The organism is Exiguobacterium sp. PHA03, from assembly GCF_041945985.1.
GTDB lineage: Bacteria > Bacillota > Bacilli > Exiguobacteriales > Exiguobacteriaceae > Exiguobacterium_A.
Genome location: NZ_JAUTYQ010000001.1, coordinates 853,285 through 871,024, shown reverse-complemented (window position 1 = coordinate 871,024; position 17,740 = coordinate 853,285). Strand labels below are relative to the sequence as shown.

The following is a 17,740-nucleotide window of genomic DNA, read 5'->3' as shown; positions in this document are numbered from 1 at the left end:
TCGATGGACGAAAAACAGACCGAAGCGAAAAGAAATGAGTACACTTCCGGACACTTTCGGTTTAGTTTCCTTCAAGCGTTAATTTTCCAGGTGGCTCTGTTCAATCGTTTGAAAAATCGATTGATAGATCCTCAGTTGCTCCGAACGATTCGGTCGTTCGATCCCCTCTCCGAACAACCAGGTCGTCTCTTGCGTATCGTCATAGAGCATACCAGCTGCAAACGTCGGATTCGGCACCGAGATGCTTCCCTCATAGGAGAGACTCGGATCAAGAAACGGTTCGATGGATTTTTGAGAGCCGATGAAGAAAAATGGAATATGTGCTTTCCGGTAGACGGAGGCATAGTCACGTCCTGCTGCCTTATGTAAGTACTCCGGCATGATCATGACGGCGTCATATTGACGTAAATCTCCTTTGATTTCCTGCAGATCAATTGAGTGGAAGTCCGGAGATTGTGTAAGAACCGGAGCCGTTCCGACGACAGCGATGGTGAGATCGATGGTACTAGCTTTTGGCGTCAACGTCGATTTTTTCAACATACACACCGTAAGCAGTAGACTGAGTGCAAGTAAAGTCATGACGGTTCTTTGGCTCATCCGTCCATCCATGGTTTCCTGATATTAGGTCTTTCACCTAGTTTTTTTATACCATTAAATGTGTGGCGTTATGTTTTCGAACAATAGGGAAATCGCGTAAATAAAGTGTCAACGGAACCCGATAAAAAAAGACTCCCTAGCTGGAGTCTTCTTACTTTTCAGCATCGATTTTTGAAGCCTTACGCGCAATGACGACAATAAAGACGATGGCACCGACAGGAATCACGAGCGGCATCCAGTCGAGGATATACTGTGCGTTCATCGTATCCCCCCTTACCTAGCAAGCTATAAGCGTAGCATATGCCAATTGCTGGGGAGTTGCAAGTCACAGTCGGGGTAGAAGCGCGTAGGCAACTGAATAATAGATCAAAACACTTGTTGAAAGCATATACCCGATGAATAAAAGGGGGGTAAATTTAGGTTTCATGCGCCGTTCGATCAAACGTAGCGATCCGATGGTGACAACAAGAGCGATAACCGGACTGAATCCGAACGCGACGATGTCGAGTGATGTCATGACATCTTCTGGTAACACGAGACGAAAGACAAAAAGTGAGAATAAGTACCAAGATGTATAGGATAAACAAACGAAGAACAGGAAAGCACCTAATTTCCGCATCCCGTTTGATCGGCTTTTTTCCATCTGTTGCATGTCGTTCCTCCTACATAAGTATCAGATACCTATAATAGTAACTGGAACTATTCGCTTAAAATATTCAAATATGAATATCCGACAAAAAACGACATTTTTTTATTCAATAATTAAAAAAGCAAGATCCATGGTCAAATGAACCTTGCTTTACCTCTTAAAGAGCAGGTGTTTCGACTTGGTACATCGTCGCAAGACCCGCTACTTTATTCTTGAATGCCTCTCGGCGTTCGACAGGTGCGATGATTTCTGCTTGGTTGCCGAACTGGATCAGCCACATCATGAAGCCGTCAGAAAAGAGCGCATCGACCTTAACCTCGAACCAGAGGTCATCGAGACGACGACAACGGATATCGGTCCCGAACCGGTCAACGACGGTCGGCATCAGACTCTCCTGGAATTTAAGCGTCAATTGCTCGTTCTCTCCTCCATACATGTTGAACATATTACTTAAGTAACTTGGCTCGACATAGACTGGTTCTTCCATCGGTTCGAACGCTTTACAATCAACGATTCGATCGACCCGATACGTTCGAACCTCTTTGATCCGTTCGTCTCTTCCGATCAAATAGTAATTTCCGTTATCCATCAATAGATGTGCTGGTGAAACGAGATAATGCTCGCCATCCTTGCGTAACTCGAACTTTCGCGTCCGTTCGTTGAATTTCCCTTGGTACTGGAAGCTGATGACGAAACCTTCGCTGATTGCTTTCTGAATCGTATCGATTGAGCGGGACGTCATCCCTTTTGGTTTTTTGACAGTATGTAGGACCGGCTGAAGTGACTCCGCCATCTTATCACTCGTCAGGGATTGAAGCGTCTTGACGAGAGCTGTTGTCTCACTTTCCGAGATGAACTTCGCACTAGCGATGGCATCGACGAGCAATCGGAGCTGATGATGTTCAAAAGGACGACTGACGAGATGATACGGAATGGCAAGTCCATTCTTCGTCTCTTCCGCCACGACGTCGAAGCCTGATTTAGCAAGTGCTGCAATATCATCCTTTAACGATTTTCGGGATAGCTTCTCGATTAAGCCTCGTTTTGAGAGTTCCATGCTTAATTCCTCAAGCGTCAACGTATGATCTTCATCCGACTGACGTTCGAAGATTTCTCGTACAGCAAGTAAGCGGTCACGGTTTGTTAATTTTTCGTTTGACACTACGCATCCTCATTTCCTAAGTCACAATGGTTTGGTTATACTTTACAGTATACATGAAAAAGAAAATTAGATTAACAATAAAATGGTAAATATTAAGAGATAGGAGAATTTGGATGCATTGTATAGCAGAATGGAACGGTCAGCGCTTTGATTACCGGGATAGCGGAAGCGGTCCCGTCATTCTTTTAATTCATGGGACGCAGTCGGACTATCGGGAAATCTACCATGTCGAGAAATTGATTGCTGCAGGGTATCGTGTCATCGTACCATCGCGTCCGGGGTATGGGCGAACACCACTTCAACTCGCAGAAAATCCAGAGGCGCTCGCGACATTTTACGCCGGGTGGCTCGCATCCCGTCAGATCGAACACTATACCGTTTACGGCATCTCAGCCGGAGGACCAACGGCGATCGCCCTTGCCGGAATGGATACGGGCGTTCATGCCCTCGTCTTAGCATGTGCGATGACGCATCGGATTTCACTTCCCTATCATCGCCTACTCATCCAACCGGTCTTGCAGCGTCCCTTACAGTTCATTCAATGGGGGATTTGGGCGTATGTGAAGGATAAAATTCGGAAGTTTCCTGAAGAAGCGGCCGTCCGGATGGTCGAGATGACGAGTCTTTTACCACGCGAAACAATCCGTACTCGCATCAGTGAGACGGATGCTTCGTTGTTATATGAGGTCGGTCTTCAAAATGGTCCAGGACGGGGTGTGTTGTTCGATATCACGCAAGACTTAGGACAAGAGCGACTCGAAGCCATCACATGTCCGGTTTTGATCGTCCATTCAAAGTCAGACCGTGCTGTTCCGTTCGAACACGCCGAACACGCTCGACGAAGCATTCCGCATGCACAGTTCATCGAATCGAAGAGCCCCGGTCATCTCATTTGGATTGGTCCATCCGCGCGTCGGGATGAACGCATGATTGAACGCTTCATCGCTTTCAATCAGATGACTTGAAGCCGAAGCCGCATCTTCAACTTCTCGTCGTCCTCCTCGATCGCAACCAGTCCACGGTTCTTCAGTTCACCGATCGCACGACGTGTTCGATCTTGATTGAGCCGGGCACAGCGGGCGATCTCGGCGATCCCCATTCGGCACGATAATTGATTGGCCTTGATTTTTGATGAAGGCTTCGCGACAGAACGTTGCAAAAGTCGCCAAAAGACATGTCGGGCATCTTCCGACAAGGCGTAGGCGTTCTTCTCGATCACCGGTGGCATATAGCGGACATCTTCTCGAATTCGGCGAATCAGATAGAGACTGAGCCATTCTTCGAGTTCCGCTAGAATCCGTGAGAATTCGAACCACCAGAGTTGCTCGAGTGCCTCTTCTTCTTTCGTCGCCAGTTGCCAATTAGCAGGAATCTCATCAAACTCTTCCTCGAGCCAATCTTCGTAATCGAGAGCCGTCTCATATAAGACTTGCGACGGAATCTGTTCGAGCGACGTCCGATTTTTATAGATATCAAAGCTCGTCCGCCGAAAATGTTCGACGGATGCAGCCACTTGGCTCAAATGAATCAATTGTTTCGTAATCAGCCGCGCCAGTCCATCCATTTCGAGATGGATGGCATATAAGTGTTTTTCTAGCGCAATGAGCGTACTTCTCTCCATTCGACTGTTCCTCCCCTATTTGTTTTTCGTCTTCTTGTCTTTTTCCGCAAAACCCTTATTCAAAACCAATTGTGAGCATATCGGTGTATTGACAGTGAAGTTTGGAATAGAATAAAACAATCGAATTCAAAAGGAGATGCACGATATGTATACGATTTTTGGTAGCTCACGCAAAGGAAACAGTGAATGGCTCGGGGAACAAGCGTTGAAAGGCATCCCTCATGTTGCTGTCGATTTGGCGAACGTCTCGATTCAGCCGATTGAAGACCGCCGTCATCATGGAGGCTTTTTGCCGATTGGCGATGACTATCGCCGGATCGTCGAAGAGATGCTTGAACACGATGACATCCTGTTCATCACGCCGATTTACTGGTACTCGATGTCGACGAAGATGAAATTATTCATCGACCGATTCAGCGAGTCACTGCGCGACGAAGAACTTGACTTCAAAAGCCGAATGGCGGGGAAACGATTCCACTTGATTGCCGTCGGTGGAGACGATCCGCGCCTCAAAGGACAAGCACTCGTCACGCAGTTCAAGCATATCGCGTCGTTCCTCGGTGCGACGCTTGAGACAACGATTCTTGCCGAAGGGAATGCACCGGGTGAGGTCGAACACGATCAAGAAGCAATTGTGGCCATCGAGGCGTTTCGCGAAAAAATGTCAGGTGCACGTGTTTAAGCACGGATCTTGAAGGGAATTATCTGAAGCAGAGCGCACGACTGTCTAGCGTACGACTCAATTCAGGAGGTGGTCAGCCATGTTCGCATCTAAAAAACGATCGAATCGCAAGTGGAAACAACTGACTTCACGCCAGCATATCCTTCATCTTGAACATTTGTATCAATCTCGCGAAGAGACGATTGTTCGTGATCGCCTCTCCTTGCAACACATCATGGAACGTGCAGTCCGGACCGGACAGACGGTCCACGTCCGATTGAAACAACTGGATATGGTATCCGGTTCAATCCAAGCGATTTTTCATGACCGTGGAACGATTGAACTCGTCACATCGACAGGTATGCGCCGAATGGTACGAGCGTCAGACGTCATCGATATCAAGTGGAAAGCAACCTAACAGCATTCAACCCCTTCTCGATGAGAGAAGGGGTTTTGATTTATATGAGTCCTTTGCCACCGAGCGGTTGATCTTCCAGTACACGTTCAACATGTTCAAGTAACGGACGCGCTTGCGTAATCAAGTGCTGCGTCACCGGTAAAGTTAAGGATGCTTGATGAGTAGCCGAATCCGTCCAAATTTCGCGAACATGCAAAACATCTGGCTCGTCAGAACGGCTGATGATGTAGTGCAGGCAGCCCGGATGCGTCGCAAGAGAAGCCGCAGCTTCAAGCAACAGGGCAATGACGTTGTCGCGTTGTCCGTTTTGAGTCGTAAATGTCGTCCATAATCCATACATCATGAGGTACCTGATAACGGTCGAACTTCCGCTCGCCAACCGTAAGATTCCCCTTCTGCGACTTGAGTCGTCGGATGAAGGAAAGCTAGTTCCATCGCATGATCTAAATCACGTGCTTCAAAGACGATCAAACTGCCGATTTGCTCCCCACTCGAGCGATCTGGTTCATCATTCGTCTGCACGACACCATCTCGCCAGTAAAATGCTTGTGTCGCTAGACCCGGGTGCCAGTCTGATAAAACGTTCACTTGTTTATTAAAGGTGTTCATCAACGCATCACAACGCGACATCAAGGCGTCAATCTCTTCCTTCGATAAAGCATCCATCTGGTCTGCATCGTAATAGCCAACATATAAGAATTGCATCATCTTTCCTCCTTTCATCCTTTCCATTCCCTTCCAAGAGAAGGTTAAACAAAAGCCTCCTTGTCTCTATACTGAGAAACAGGAGGCTTACGTATCATTCATCTTTTAATTTGACATTTTGATCGGCTGGTAATGTTGTTGTCGTTTCCTCATCTTCGAGTTTCGGGACGCCAGCACCATAATCGGTTGCTTCATCCGCCACATACGATGCCGCAAACGCTGGATTCAGTAAATCAGACTTCGAACCAACGATGACAATCCGACCGTGTCGGACTTCATCTTCTAGGTCCTCGGCGACATCCTTCGTCATACCAAGCTCGGACAACTGAGCGATCCGGTCTTTCCGGTTACTCCGGACGGCTGATAATAAGGTCTCGAAGAACGACTTCTTCGTCACGCGATACGGTAACGTCTGCGTATCGTTCGCGATGCGTTCCGCGAGTTCTTCGTCTTTCGCAAAGATATAGATCTGTTTATTCGAATAACCACTTGATTTAAGGCTCGTCACTTCTGCGTCGACAGCGGTCATGTTTCGTACGATGCGCGTTTCAAGCATAAAAATCCCTCTCCTTCATGCAGCAAGCTGCTGATAAGAAGTTATACCCGAAACATAATAGTTAAAACCTGAAATTGAAAAATGGATTAAGCAGCCGTCTGGATTGCTGCTGTGCGTCGTTTTTGCCAGATCGTAAACATCGCAATCAAAATCATCAGGACGACTTGCGGGATGAGTGTCTCGATCGTCGGATAGAAGCCGATCCAGCCGGCGGTTCCGAGTCCATTGATCGGATGGATCGGTAAGACGTTTGTCAGCTGCAACGCGTGCAGACTCGTACCAAGAATCTTGAATGCCATCAGATAAATTAACCAGGATGCGACTTGGAACAAACGATGGATCGGTAAACGAACACCGATCTGGATGACCGCATACGAGACGAGTCCGATGATGACGATTGCAAGACCAATCCCGGACAACAAGGCAGTCTTCGTCATCGCTGGTGCCATTCCGATGTAGAATAACAACGTCTCGGCACCTTCCCGGAAGATCGTCAAGAAACTGACGAAGAACAAGGACGTCGTTGAGAGCGTCGACAAAAAGTGTTTGCGTTTCGCGACGGCGCTTTTCGAGTGCAACCAGTAGCCGACGAACAGCATGACGACGACCGCGACGATTCCCGTATAACCCTCGATTTGTTCGCGACCTGTTGCTGCGAATGAGGCTTGAAAGACTGTCTGCAGGATGAGGGCTAACAGACCACTTGCGATCAGACCAAGCCCGGCACCTGCCCAGACCTTACCTTCTTGTTTGGTTCGGCTTTTCCGTGCGAAGGCAACAAGTGCACTGACGATTAATAATGCTTCCAAACCTTCCCGGAGCATCACGAGCATCGCGTCGATGAACGTATAATGCGTCTTTGTTTGTAATTGTGCAATAGCATTCTCGAACGACTGGAGTTTTTGTGCCGTCTTTTGCCGAGTTTCCGGCGTCAGCCGAGCAAGTAGCAGTGGTACGTCTGATTCAAGCTGGGAATAGAGACCTTCATTTCGTGTCCGGACCTCACCTTCGGCTCGCGGCCAGGTCTTCAGAAACGATTCGAGTGCCAGCTTCGCTTGCGGCAAATCACTTGCTGCAAGCGCGGTCTGCGCCTCTTCAAGCGGTGTCAGCAGTGACTGCAGTCCTGTTTTCTTCGCTTGGACTTGTTCTCCGTCGAGGAAGGACTGGACTGCATTGTCGAATTGATCAAGTGCCGACTTCCACTCCTTCGTATCCGCAGGCTTTCGCGCCGCGGCGATCCGAATCGACGCAAGCGCCATCTCGATGTTGCCATAGTGACCGATACTGTCATTACGGACAAGACTTTCGTGCGTTGCCCAAGCGGTCAACAATCGTTGTTCCGCTGCCGGACGATCGCTCACTTTGACTTGACGCATCTCTTTTGTCAACGAAAGCAATTGCTTCACCTTTGCTTTCGCAACCGGATCTGTCTTCGGTTTCGTGGCTTCTTCCTGCTTCCGAACGGCAGCAGAGAGTGCCGTCAGTTGCTCGCGGACTTCAGGAAACGTTGCCGATCGTTTTGCATCGACCTGTTTGACGGCTTTCGTGATTGCCGCTTGTTGATCAGGTAAATCTTGAGCAGCTTGCCCTAATTCATCGATGGCTTGATTCAGTGCCGTGCGATCTTCACTTGCGACGGCAGACAGAGCTTGTCCGATTGCGACATAGAGATCATCCGTCGAAGCAGCATGGACAGGCACCGCGTGTTGACCAGCTACAAGGAGTACAAGTAAAAGGACAAGATTACGCAAATAACGCATCACCGATGTAGCCTCCTTTCGAGATCCCACCGAAGCAGGCGAAAATGGCACTTCCACGGTGCGTGATGTATTCATTCAGTCGATCCTGCGCGGCAAGACGGCGCTGAATCGCGATGAATTGTTTTGGCGAACGCTGATACGATAAAAAGAGTAGTCCAGCATCGAGGGCACCTGTCTTCTCATCAATGCCGTCTTGATAAGAGTAGGAACGGCGTAGGATCGCTGTCTTCCCGTCTCCATGCGCGACAGCGGTATGCGAGTCAACCGGTAAGGCAGCTTCGCCACGAGCTTGTCGTTTCGCTGGGGTGACGGAAGCGAACTCGTCTGTTGAGCCGAGCGGTGCCCCGGAAGCACGTTCGCGTCCGAAAGTCCGTTCCTGTTCCTTCAGGATCGTCCGGTCCCAAACTTCGAGATGCATCTGAATGCGGCGGACGACGAGGAACGAGCCGTTCGTTAACCACGGCGTCCCGTCCTGCCACTGACAAAAGAGCGATTCTTTCCGGACTTGTTGCTTCGAGACGTCGGGATTTCCCGTGCCATCCTTGAAGCCGAATAGATTGCGCGGCGTCCCGCCAGAGGCATCTGCTGCTTTACTGCGCTGGAAGCCAGCTTGCGACCATCGCATCGCGACCGTTCCGCGCCCAACACGGACGAGGTTACGAATTGCATGGAAGACGACTTGCGCATCATCACCGCAAACTTGAACGACAAGATCACCTCCGCCCCATTTTTCATCTAAACGATCGAGATCGAACGTCGGCAACGGTTTAAGCGCCTCCGGTCGTTTATGCTGAATACCAAAGCGACCGTCAAATAGACTTGGACCGCACCCGAACGTAAACGTCAAATGACCGGCAGATAATCCGTCCGCTTCCCCCGTATCTTCCGGTGGGACGTAACGGGAGTCGGAATCGCCATATGGTAACCCAGCCGCAAGTCGGGCACATAACCGTGTCCAGCGTTTTAATAAATCAACGAGTTCATCGCGTCGCTCCGTCTTGATATCAAACGCTACGACTTGGACGTGGTTTTGTGGTGGTGTCAAAATGCCTGCTTGATACGTCCCGTAGAACGGCTCTTGATCACTTGCTTCAACAGTTAATGTCCGCGGAAGAAACTTCTCAAGACCACTGGCATACAGGGCGGCCCCGAGACTCGTCAAGCCTGCGACCTTCAGGACATCCCGTCGCGTGACGCCTTCTTGTATTGGTTTCATGCTTATCCCTCCAGTACGATGCCCATCTTCGAGAGCGGTTCCGCGAGTTCATTGATTGCGACACTCATCTGTTTGACGTCTTGTTTCGAGAGACTCGTGTAGAGGACATACCCGTCACCCTTTTTCTTCGCGTCAAGTAATGCATGGACATCCTTGAAGCGAGCAGCGATCTCTTTTGATAACGTCGCATCTTGTTTCTTCAGCGCCGGGTTCAACAAGTCATAGATTTTTTCAGCCCCCTCGACGTTTGCTGCGAAGTCATATAAGTCCGTATGTGAATAACGGTCTTCTTCGCCTGTCACTTTTGACGTCGAGACTTCGTTTAATAGATCCGTCGCCCCCGTGACGAGTAATTCCGGTGTCACCTCGACCGTCTCGACCTTCGCCCGCAGTAAATGAACGTCTTTCATCAATTGCTTCGCGTACGCTTCATAGCCTTTTGTCGTTCCCTTTTCAAACAACCCTTGTTCGATCCGGTGGTAGCCACCCCACTCCGACGCTTTGACATCGCCTGCTCGCGCATCGATTTTCGGATCGAGATCACCGAACACTTCCGCGATCGGTTCCGCGCGTTCGTAATACATCCGCGTCGGTGCGTACAATGCTTTCGCTTCTTCCAGTTTGCCCGCTTGAACGGCATCGGTGAATTTTTCTGTCTCACGAACGAACGTATCGATTTCATTGATTGCATACGTCCGGTAATCGGTGACGACCTGATCGAAATTCTCCTTTTTCGGTGCTGGTTTCTCCGCTTGTTTGGCTTCACTACAACCCGCTAAGACGACCGCGAGTGCGCCTGTCATCAACAATGCTTGTTTCATCTATCGTTCCCCCTGTAAATGGTTAAGTCAGTTCCTTCATCAGTATAGACGACAATGATAATCGTTATCAATAAAAATTTTTGCGTAATAAAAAAAGCTTGAATTAGTCATTTTTGACCAATCCAAGCGCTTTGTCAGGTATTTTTTTTTCGTTTTTTGAAATAGGTCCGTGAAATTATGAACGTGACAATCCCAAAGCCAATGAAGACGAACGCTTTTTGGAACAAGGTGAGGAATGACAAGTCAAACAATAAAAGCTTGACGGCACTGATCGTCAGGAGCAACAACCCGGATAACCGCCATGTCGACGACGTCCGCATCCGACCGATCGCGACGAGCACGAGGGCAAGGACGATATAAGCCGCGGATAACGTCGTACTACGCGCTGTCTCTTCAAGACCGCGATAGAACGGTAACTCCATGATGATCAACGTGTAGGTCGTAAAAACACCGATCGCCGCTAGGACAAGTACGAGTTGCCACGACCCTTTCCAACCCGGATCACGATGTGTCTGAACGAGGAGTAAGACGAACGCCGTCGAAGCTAGGACCATCGCTAGAACGGTCAAGGCGTAGGATAAACCTAGGTTTTGATAGGTTTCATAGTCAACGACAGCCGAGAAGATGAAGACGACATACAATCCGACGTTAAATAACCGTTGGTGTGGCATCCGCGCTCGTGGAACGAACCAGAATGCAGCGATTAATCCAGCAATCAAAAAGTAGCGCAGTTGATACGTCCAGCTGAGGGCATCTGCCGGAATCAAGAGGACGGCGACGAGTAAGGCGACGTGACCGACACCGTTTTGAGCGGAATCCTTCAATCGTTCAGCGAGCAGGTAGGCAGTGCCAGCGAACAGAATCGCGATCAGTGTACCGAACGACCAGTCAAGGATCAGTAACGTCAGTAAGACGACACCCCCAGCGAGCCAACTTGGGACGTTCTTCTCAAACTGAATCCGTTTTCCGACGAAGGAAGTCGCACCGTAGCCGAAGAATGTCGCAAGTAAGAGAGACCATTCATCAAGTCGTGGTACCTGTTCATCAAGCCAGTAGAGCTCTAACGAGAGTAGACCGAACGCGAGTGCGATCGTAAAGATCACCCAAGCGAAGACGAACGCTTTTTTGGCCTTCAGTCGGTCAACCGCAAAGAAGATCGCTGCGAACAAGACGACTTCGTACAATAAGAAGAGCGGTAAGTTCGGGTCGTCCGATAATTGTAGATACGGTAATAAGAAACCGGTGATGGATACGAGGACGAGCAAGGCTTGCGATCGCATCCAGAGCATCAAACCGTACACGATGAAGACGACGACGAGCTCAAGTAAGAAGGCTAAAGACGGTGGATAGAATTGATATAAGGCCATTCCGGCGAACAGTGCTGCCAAGGCGACGATCGTACCGGTCGCGACGAGCCCGACCCCAAGTTCACGTCGTTTCTTCTCATACTGGTATTCTCCAAGGGCGATGACGAGTAAACCGATCAATACCCCACTTCCGATGCGGACAGGCGGACTGATCAGACCGGCAACCGAGGCGTAGGAAAAGAGGAACAAAGCCCCAAGTGCGGCGAATATGGCTCCAATTCGGGGTAACCAGACAGTTGCGATGACCTGTTCCCAGTCTTCGCGGGAGCGCTTTTCCTTAAATGTTGGTTGAGGAACAACCGGCTTTCGTTTCGTAAAGGCAGGACGCGGGGCTGGGCGAGCGACCGTGCTCACTTCTGGTTCGCTCGGTTCAGGGGCGACAGGCGAAGTGTGCTGTCCTTCAAGGGCAGCCACTCGTTGTCGTAACGCCGCGACCTCCTGCTCGAGACGCGTGATCCGTGGATCTTCCATCTCTTCACTTCCTTTCATGGATACATTGTCATTCTTTTACACACCTAGCAGGTGAACTCCTTCATTTTACAGTAGTTTTCGTATCAATATGCCTGAAAATGACAAAAATCCGGTCGCGTCGGGGCGACCGGATGAGGATTTAACGAACAGATAACGCATATTGTCCTGTCTGATTGAAGACGGACGTGAACTGCGAACGACTGACACTATACTTGCCACGATATGGATCTGAAACGTAGAACGAACCGCTCGAGACACCCGTCACAAGCATGACATGATAATTACGGTACCCTGTGAATGTTTTACCGTCTGGTTTAATCCAAGAGAAGTAACCGTATGGATTTTTGAAATCGACCGTTGCCCAGACGATGACCGGGTTACCGCTACGAATCTCACTCTCAATTTTCGAGACGCCTTGTTTTGAGATATCAACGGCACCACTGCGGTATTTTTTCGCAAGTGGTAGGATCCCTTTCGGATAGATGCCCCAGTTCTTGTAGTAGTCGAGCGTTCCGGCTGGATTACCTGTGAACATCTTTTGTGGATCTGCCCAGTAATACTTCCCGTTCTTATACGTCGCGTTCTTCATGCTTTTCGGCATTTGATTATAGAGTGACGCAGCAGAAACGGCTTTTTTCTTGTATTCGAGTGCCATCTTCAGTGAGACGAACTCACAACCAGACGGATATCCGAGTGAATATTGATTGTAGTATGGGACGTTCAGCTTCTTCGTCGTCGTCGATGGTTTTGACTTCGAAACGTACTGCGTCGAGATATAGCGGTAGCTTCCCTTGTAGAGAATCCGTGTCCAGCTCCCTGACGTGCCGTATGTCGCAACGGCAACCCCTTTATTCAGCTGTCCTACGACTTTATACTTCGTTCCAGCACCCGTCCGGACGTTGAGTGTGCCGACCGTCGTATACTTCGTTCCTGTCGACGTATATTTCGACGAAGACGATTTGACGTAGTTCTTGTGTATGTAGCCTGTGCGGGATTTGTAGCTGATTTTATACCAGCTGCCGGACGTTCCCTTTGATGTGTAGACGTTCCCTTTGTAGACATTACCGAGAATCTTACTCGATGTCGACGGTTTCTCGCGGACGCGTAAGACATCCGTCGTCACGGTCAACTTCGTCGCGGCCTCAGCGATCAACGAAGGGCTGAGTACGCCAACGATGACAACCGCTACGAGCAATGCGGATAAGAATCGTTTCATGATAGACCCCCTATGTTTAAATTTGGTGAGACATTCCCTTATTCCCAACTTTTTGAAAAAATAATCAACATTTCTTTAGAAAAATCTGAAAAATAAGGAATGCACCTGTTCTTTATATCAAAAAAACCCGACCATGCCTATGGGCACAGTCGAGTTGTCATCAACCTGCAATCAAATTAAAATTTAATTTTGGATCGTCAAGATATAAGGTGACGGTTGCGCAAAAGCTTGTTCGAGCAGGTGGGCAACAAACAAGGTATCTTCTTCTTTCACCGGAAGCGGTGCATCTTCGACGATACTGCGGTAAAAGGCACGGTACAGCTTGCCGTAATCACCGACGGGACTCGGAATCCGGACGTCTTGTAAGTGACCGTGTTCATCATGATAAATCAAACGCCCATAATCGTCTTCTGAATCCTCACCGAACCCCTCTTCTCCCGGGAAGTAGTTCGCTTTCAGGTCGAGCTCTTGCCGGTCGACGTGTTGTTTGATGAACGTGCCGTTCGTGCCGTGTAACATCCACCGGGGTGCCGGGGCAAGTGCGACATGACTCGTCCGGACGCTGACCTTGAGCTCCGGATAATAGAGATCAATCGCAAACGCGTCGTCTGGATTATGCGGCAGTCGAACACTGCGCACATCAAAGGCGACCTTGTCCGGTTTTCCGAATAAGGCGATGATTTGGTCAAGCGTATGAACACCGAGTCCGTAGAGTGCGCCGTTCTCATGGCGCGCATCAGCTGACGCTGCTTCGGGACGAAACAAATCAAACTGCGAGACGACTTCGACAAGTCGTCCGAGTTTTCCGGAACGGATGATTTGGGCGACGACTTGGAAGTCGCTGTCGTAACGGCGGTTTTGATAAGCGAGAATTTTGACGCCTTGCGCATGTGCTTCCGCAAATAAACGCTTCGTCTCCTCTTCCGTCACCGTAAATGGCTTTTCGACGAGAACGTGCTTTTGATGTTGCAAGGCGAGCAACGCGTATTCGAAATGGGTAGTCGGTGGTGTATTGATGACGACGACATCAAGTGCCGGGTCAGCGAGCATCTCAGACACATCCGTCGTAAAACGTGCATCTGGCAGTCGATCCTGATAGGACGCGAACAGCTCCGGTTTTTCCTTCCGATTGTAAATCCAGGTGACGTGATAGTTGTCCTCGATCATCACGTACGGTAAATGGTAACGGGTCGTACTTTTGCCAAAGCCGATGAAGCCGATATTCAATCGCATCCGATCACTCCTTGAACCGTTCTTTTTCTCTTACCATACCAAACGAAACGACCGTTGTCTTGATTGAACCGCTTCAGGCCGTCGCTTCGATGCGTTCATACTCGTAAATCGCGAACCCGTCCCGTGTTCCTTGATAGACGAAGCCGAATGACGTGTAATACGCATTGAGAAACTCGTTTGAAGCGACACAGTCGAGTCGTAGGATTTCCCCTTCGTCCTCTGTCACAGCAATCGCATGTTCCAGCAGTTTCCGACCGACTCCACGTCCTTTTGCGCGGTCGCTGACGACGATTCGATGGATATACAGACCTTCTACATCATCCCACAAGGATTGATCCCATTCGAGCGAAGGAAGCAGGGCAACGGAACCAAGCAGCTCGTTCTGATCCTCAAAGACATACAGGCGACCGGCTTCTAAATCTCGCACGACGAGTTGCTCGATGTCTTGCTCAAGATAAGCTGACCACTGGCTACTGCCACCAGCTTTAAGGGAGAGCGCTTTTTGCTCAAGTAGGGTTGCGATGTTTCGAACGTCTTTTGATGTAGCTTGTCGTATCATGTTATTCCTCCTGTTACAAAAAAATTCTTCTCTATCCTAACGAATGCGAAGCGAGAAGAAAACCTTTTTGCTTCAAGATTTCATGTTTGCCCATTATTTTGTGATTTTTTTCATATTCCACAATTTTATTTCGATGTAACGTATTCTTTAGGAGTGATCTGACCCCCAGTCGTCACAACGGTAAACGACCGGCTTCCCACGAGCCGGTCGTTTTTTTGGCGTTCAGGATAATTCGACCCAGCGGCGCGACAAATTCCGTGCTTGTGCCCGGTACTCGTCATCTTCGACGATCGGATTGCTGAGTCGAGGAGCGGAATCCGCATAATAGCCGCCGTTGTCAAGTGGATCGTCGGTTGTTGCGAGATAGAGCGCCGTCTTCGCACCGTATTCCGGTGTATAAAGTTTTCCGGTCCAGTATCCGACTTGCGCGACTGGTTTGAGTAACGTCTTCATCACTTTGCCGTACTTGCCGCGATAGAACAGATCCGTATTGACGATCCCCGGGTGGACGCTGACGAACGTGATCCGGTCGCCGTGCTTTTCAGCTAGCTCACGCATATGAATCATTTGCAGGAGCTTCGATTCGCGGTAAGAACGCATCGGGCTGTAATGTTCTTTTTTGACGTGCGCGATCGCCTCAAGTTCGACGTCGGTCCGGATCAAGCCGCCTTCACCGGCGAGAGAGGAAATCGAGATGACGCGCGGATCTTGTCCTTTTTCGAGTAAAGGTAACAATCGCTCGATCAAGTAGAAGTGACTCAAGTAATTGACTTGGAATTGCGATTCAAAGCCGTCCTTCGTGACATGATACGGCGGTACCATGACTCCAGCATTGAGGATCAAACGGTCGATTCGACCCACCATGTCGAACAGGCGATCCGCAAAACGACGGACGGAGTCAAGTTGATCCAGTTGCACAATCTCGATTTCCAGTTGTGTATGCGATACACCGTTTTCCCGCAACAGTTGAACGAGTGCCGTCGCTTTTTTCTGAGACCGGACGGTCGCGATGACACGATCTCCCCGCTCCAGTAATTCTTGAATCGTGACCATTCCCATACCAGAATTGGCACCCGTGACGATACAGATGTTCATCCCTCTTCCTCCTTGATGTTCCATTTTGAACGCACTAGTCCTGCTTCTAGTTTTCCTTTTTCTATTCGTTTATACACCTTATTTTGGTGTTATTTTTCGAAATTTTCGAAAAATAACGTATACTAAGAAGAGAGCATGTCATCAAGAAAGAGGTGGTGGGATGGAAGAAGGTACGATTTTGTTCGTCGCAGGCACACTATTACTGATTGCAATCATCACGACGAAGTTCGCTGTCCGGTTAAATGTACCGACGTTGATCCTATTCGTCGTTGTCGGTATCGTCGCAGGGTCCGACGTTTCAGGAATCATCAACTTCGGTGATTTTGAACAAGCGCGTCTCTATGGGACAATGGCGCTCGTCTTGATTCTATTTGACGGCGGCTTGCATACAAAATGGACGCATTTCCGAAAGATTCTCCCCGCCGCCCTGTCGCTCGCGACCATCGGAGTCCTCGCAACGACAGGAATCATCGCTTTCGTCGCACATTATCTGCTTGATTTTTCTTGGCCGGTCGCGTTACTGATCGGCGCACTCGTCGGCTCAACCGATGCGGCGGCTGTCTTTTCTCTGTTAAGTGGACGACCGGTCGATGCTAAGGTCAAACATACGCTTGAAGCGGAGTCTGGAACGAATGACCCGATGGCTGTCTTTCTCACGATCTTATTCACATCGTTTGCATTGGCACCGGAAACGTTCTCGATTGGTGCCGGTATTCTTTCCTTCATCTACGAGATGGGACTTGGGACACTAGTTGGTCTTGCGATCGGGTATCTCGTCACGCAACTGCTGAACCGGATCGAGTTGCCATCGTCCGCCCTTTATCCGACGCTTCTGTTCAGTGGGGCGCTCTTCTCGTATGGTCTCGCGACGATTTTGCACGCCAGTGGGTTTCTCGCCGTCTATCTGACCGGAATCTGGATCAACAATCATGATATGATCTACCGCGAGACGCTCAAACGATTTAGTGGTAGCTTGTCGCATCTAGCAGAGATCGGCATGTTCATCATGCTCGGATTGCTCGTCTTTCCAAAACAATTGCTTGATCCTCGGACTTTGTTCGTCTCGGCTGTCATCGTCCTGACGTTGATCCTGCTCGCTCGTCCACTTGCCGTCGTCTTATCGCTACTTCCGTTTCGGTACACGGTCAAAGAACAGAGTGTCATCACGGCAGCCGGATTACGGGGCGCCGTTCCGATCATTCTCGCGACCTATCCGCTTTCGAGTGGTCTTTCTGAAGCGCCGCTTCTTTTCAATATCGTCTTCTTCACCGTCATGACGTCTGCTCTTTTGCAAGGAACGGCCTTGCCGTGGATCGTCCGGCGAATGGGGCTAGAGACACAGCCCGACACGACGGTCGAACCGTTCCTGAAATTCATGACCGTCACCCATCCGCAAGCGGAGATCATCGAGGTCAGGGTCTCGACAAACAGTGTGATTGCCGGAAGAACGTTACAGGATATCGAGATGCCCCAGGATGTGCTCGTCGTTGCGATCATTCGTGAAGATGAAATCCTGACGCCGCGTGGTCAGACACGTGTCCTCGTAGACGATCAACTGTTGATTTTAACACCTAAACAAGCGGATCAGGACGTGCGACGGCTGATCGCGTCGCTCGGATTATAGATCATTTGA

19 protein-coding genes are annotated in these 17,740 nt (G+C 49.5%); 4 read left to right on the top strand and 15 right to left on the bottom strand.

Features of this window, described 5'->3' with window-relative positions; translation table 11 throughout:
• Positions 1 to 78: 78 nt before the first annotated feature.
• From Q7C19_RS04640 to Q7C19_RS04630, 3 genes are all read right to left on the bottom strand, one after another.
• A complete protein-coding gene (locus tag Q7C19_RS04640) occupies positions 79 to 609 on the bottom strand; it encodes a hypothetical protein (protein ID WP_375091754.1) in 531 nt (176 codons plus the stop codon).
• 313 nt (positions 610 to 922) lie between these two features.
• Positions 923 to 1,249, bottom strand: coding sequence for a hypothetical protein (locus Q7C19_RS04635; RefSeq protein WP_214853793.1), 327 nt, complete (start codon positions 1,247 to 1,249; stop codon positions 923 to 925).
• Between the two features lie 154 nt (positions 1,250 to 1,403).
• Positions 1,404 to 2,408: a helix-turn-helix transcriptional regulator gene (locus tag Q7C19_RS04630; RefSeq protein WP_290783857.1), complete on the bottom strand. Its 1,005-nt coding sequence runs from the start codon at positions 2,406 to 2,408 to the stop codon at positions 1,404 to 1,406.
• A gap of 113 nt (positions 2,409 to 2,521) precedes the next feature.
• Here Q7C19_RS04630 and Q7C19_RS04625 point away from each other — a divergent pair, with 113 nt between their 5' ends.
• On the top strand, positions 2,522 to 3,373 hold the full coding sequence (locus Q7C19_RS04625; RefSeq protein ID WP_375091753.1) for an alpha/beta fold hydrolase: 852 nt from the start codon (positions 2,522 to 2,524) through the stop codon (positions 3,371 to 3,373).
• On the opposite strand, the gene Q7C19_RS04620 is transcribed toward Q7C19_RS04625, so the two are convergent.
• Entirely contained in the window at positions 3,361 to 4,029 is a 669-nt protein-coding gene (locus Q7C19_RS04620) for a hypothetical protein (RefSeq protein ID WP_375091752.1), read from the bottom strand. The two genes, Q7C19_RS04625 and Q7C19_RS04620, sit on opposite strands and share 13 nt — an antisense overlap.
• 145 nt (positions 4,030 to 4,174) lie before the next feature.
• On the opposite strand from Q7C19_RS04620, the gene Q7C19_RS04615 reads away from it, so the two are divergent.
• Both Q7C19_RS04615 and Q7C19_RS04610 read left to right on the top strand, forming a co-directional pair.
• A complete protein-coding gene (locus Q7C19_RS04615; RefSeq protein WP_375091751.1) occupies positions 4,175 to 4,711 on the top strand; it encodes a flavodoxin family protein in 537 nt (178 codons plus the stop codon).
• Positions 4,712 to 4,790: 79 nt separating this feature from the next.
• Positions 4,791 to 5,108 (top strand): hypothetical protein, encoded by a 318-nt coding sequence (locus Q7C19_RS04610; RefSeq protein ID WP_290750393.1) that lies wholly within the window; start codon positions 4,791 to 4,793, stop codon positions 5,106 to 5,108.
• A 40-nt stretch (positions 5,109 to 5,148) separates the two neighbouring features.
• Here Q7C19_RS04610 and Q7C19_RS04605 read toward each other — a convergent pair whose 3' ends face one another.
• The 11 genes from Q7C19_RS04605 to Q7C19_RS04555 form a co-directional block, all read right to left on the bottom strand.
• Entirely contained in the window at positions 5,149 to 5,451 is a 303-nt protein-coding gene (locus tag Q7C19_RS04605) for a putative quinol monooxygenase (protein WP_214853777.1), read from the bottom strand.
• Entirely contained in the window at positions 5,448 to 5,813 is a 366-nt protein-coding gene (locus tag Q7C19_RS04600) for a YciI family protein (RefSeq protein ID WP_035407990.1), read from the bottom strand. The genes Q7C19_RS04605 and Q7C19_RS04600 overlap by 4 nt, the downstream gene beginning before the upstream one ends.
• A 94-nt stretch (positions 5,814 to 5,907) precedes the next feature.
• Positions 5,908 to 6,369, bottom strand: a complete 462-nt coding sequence (locus tag Q7C19_RS04595; protein ID WP_035407992.1) for a YflT domain-containing protein — start codon at positions 6,367 to 6,369, stop codon at positions 5,908 to 5,910.
• Positions 6,370 to 6,455: 86 nt separating this feature from the next.
• Positions 6,456 to 8,129, bottom strand: a complete 1,674-nt coding sequence (locus Q7C19_RS04590) for an FTR1 family iron permease (protein ID WP_375092146.1) — start codon at positions 8,127 to 8,129, stop codon at positions 6,456 to 6,458.
• Positions 8,113 to 9,345 (bottom strand): iron uptake transporter deferrochelatase/peroxidase subunit, encoded by a 1,233-nt coding sequence (gene efeB, locus Q7C19_RS04585; RefSeq protein WP_369792028.1) that lies wholly within the window; start codon positions 9,343 to 9,345, stop codon positions 8,113 to 8,115. The genes Q7C19_RS04590 and efeB overlap by 17 nt, the downstream gene beginning before the upstream one ends.
• A gap of 2 nt (positions 9,346 to 9,347) precedes the next feature.
• Positions 9,348 to 10,166, bottom strand: a complete 819-nt coding sequence (efeO, locus tag Q7C19_RS04580) for an iron uptake system protein EfeO (protein ID WP_035407998.1) — start codon at positions 10,164 to 10,166, stop codon at positions 9,348 to 9,350.
• 134 nt (positions 10,167 to 10,300) lie between these two features.
• The gene (locus Q7C19_RS04575; protein ID WP_290750382.1) at positions 10,301 to 12,004 is read right to left on the bottom strand and encodes a DUF2339 domain-containing protein; all 1,704 of its coding nucleotides are present in this window, start codon (positions 12,002 to 12,004) and stop codon (positions 10,301 to 10,303) included.
• A 139-nt stretch (positions 12,005 to 12,143) separates the two neighbouring features.
• Positions 12,144 to 13,220, bottom strand: a complete 1,077-nt coding sequence (locus Q7C19_RS04570; RefSeq protein ID WP_290750378.1) for a C39 family peptidase — start codon at positions 13,218 to 13,220, stop codon at positions 12,144 to 12,146.
• Between the two features lie 183 nt (positions 13,221 to 13,403).
• Positions 13,404 to 14,453: an oxidoreductase gene (locus Q7C19_RS04565; RefSeq protein WP_375091750.1), complete on the bottom strand. Its 1,050-nt coding sequence runs from the start codon at positions 14,451 to 14,453 to the stop codon at positions 13,404 to 13,406.
• A gap of 73 nt (positions 14,454 to 14,526) precedes the next feature.
• Complete coding sequence (locus tag Q7C19_RS04560; protein ID WP_214853766.1) at positions 14,527 to 15,012, bottom strand: GNAT family N-acetyltransferase; 486 nt, start codon at positions 15,010 to 15,012, stop codon at positions 14,527 to 14,529.
• 222 nt (positions 15,013 to 15,234) lie between these two features.
• Positions 15,235 to 16,107 carry an SDR family NAD(P)-dependent oxidoreductase gene (locus tag Q7C19_RS04555; protein WP_035408008.1) on the bottom strand — a complete coding sequence of 291 codons (873 nt, stop codon included), beginning with the start codon at positions 16,105 to 16,107 and terminating at the stop codon, positions 15,235 to 15,237.
• 160 nt (positions 16,108 to 16,267) lie between these two features.
• Here Q7C19_RS04555 and Q7C19_RS04550 point away from each other — a divergent pair, with 160 nt between their 5' ends.
• On the top strand, positions 16,268 to 17,731 hold the full coding sequence (locus Q7C19_RS04550; protein WP_375091749.1) for a potassium/proton antiporter: 1,464 nt from the start codon (positions 16,268 to 16,270) through the stop codon (positions 17,729 to 17,731).
• Positions 17,732 to 17,740: the final 9 nt, after the last annotated feature.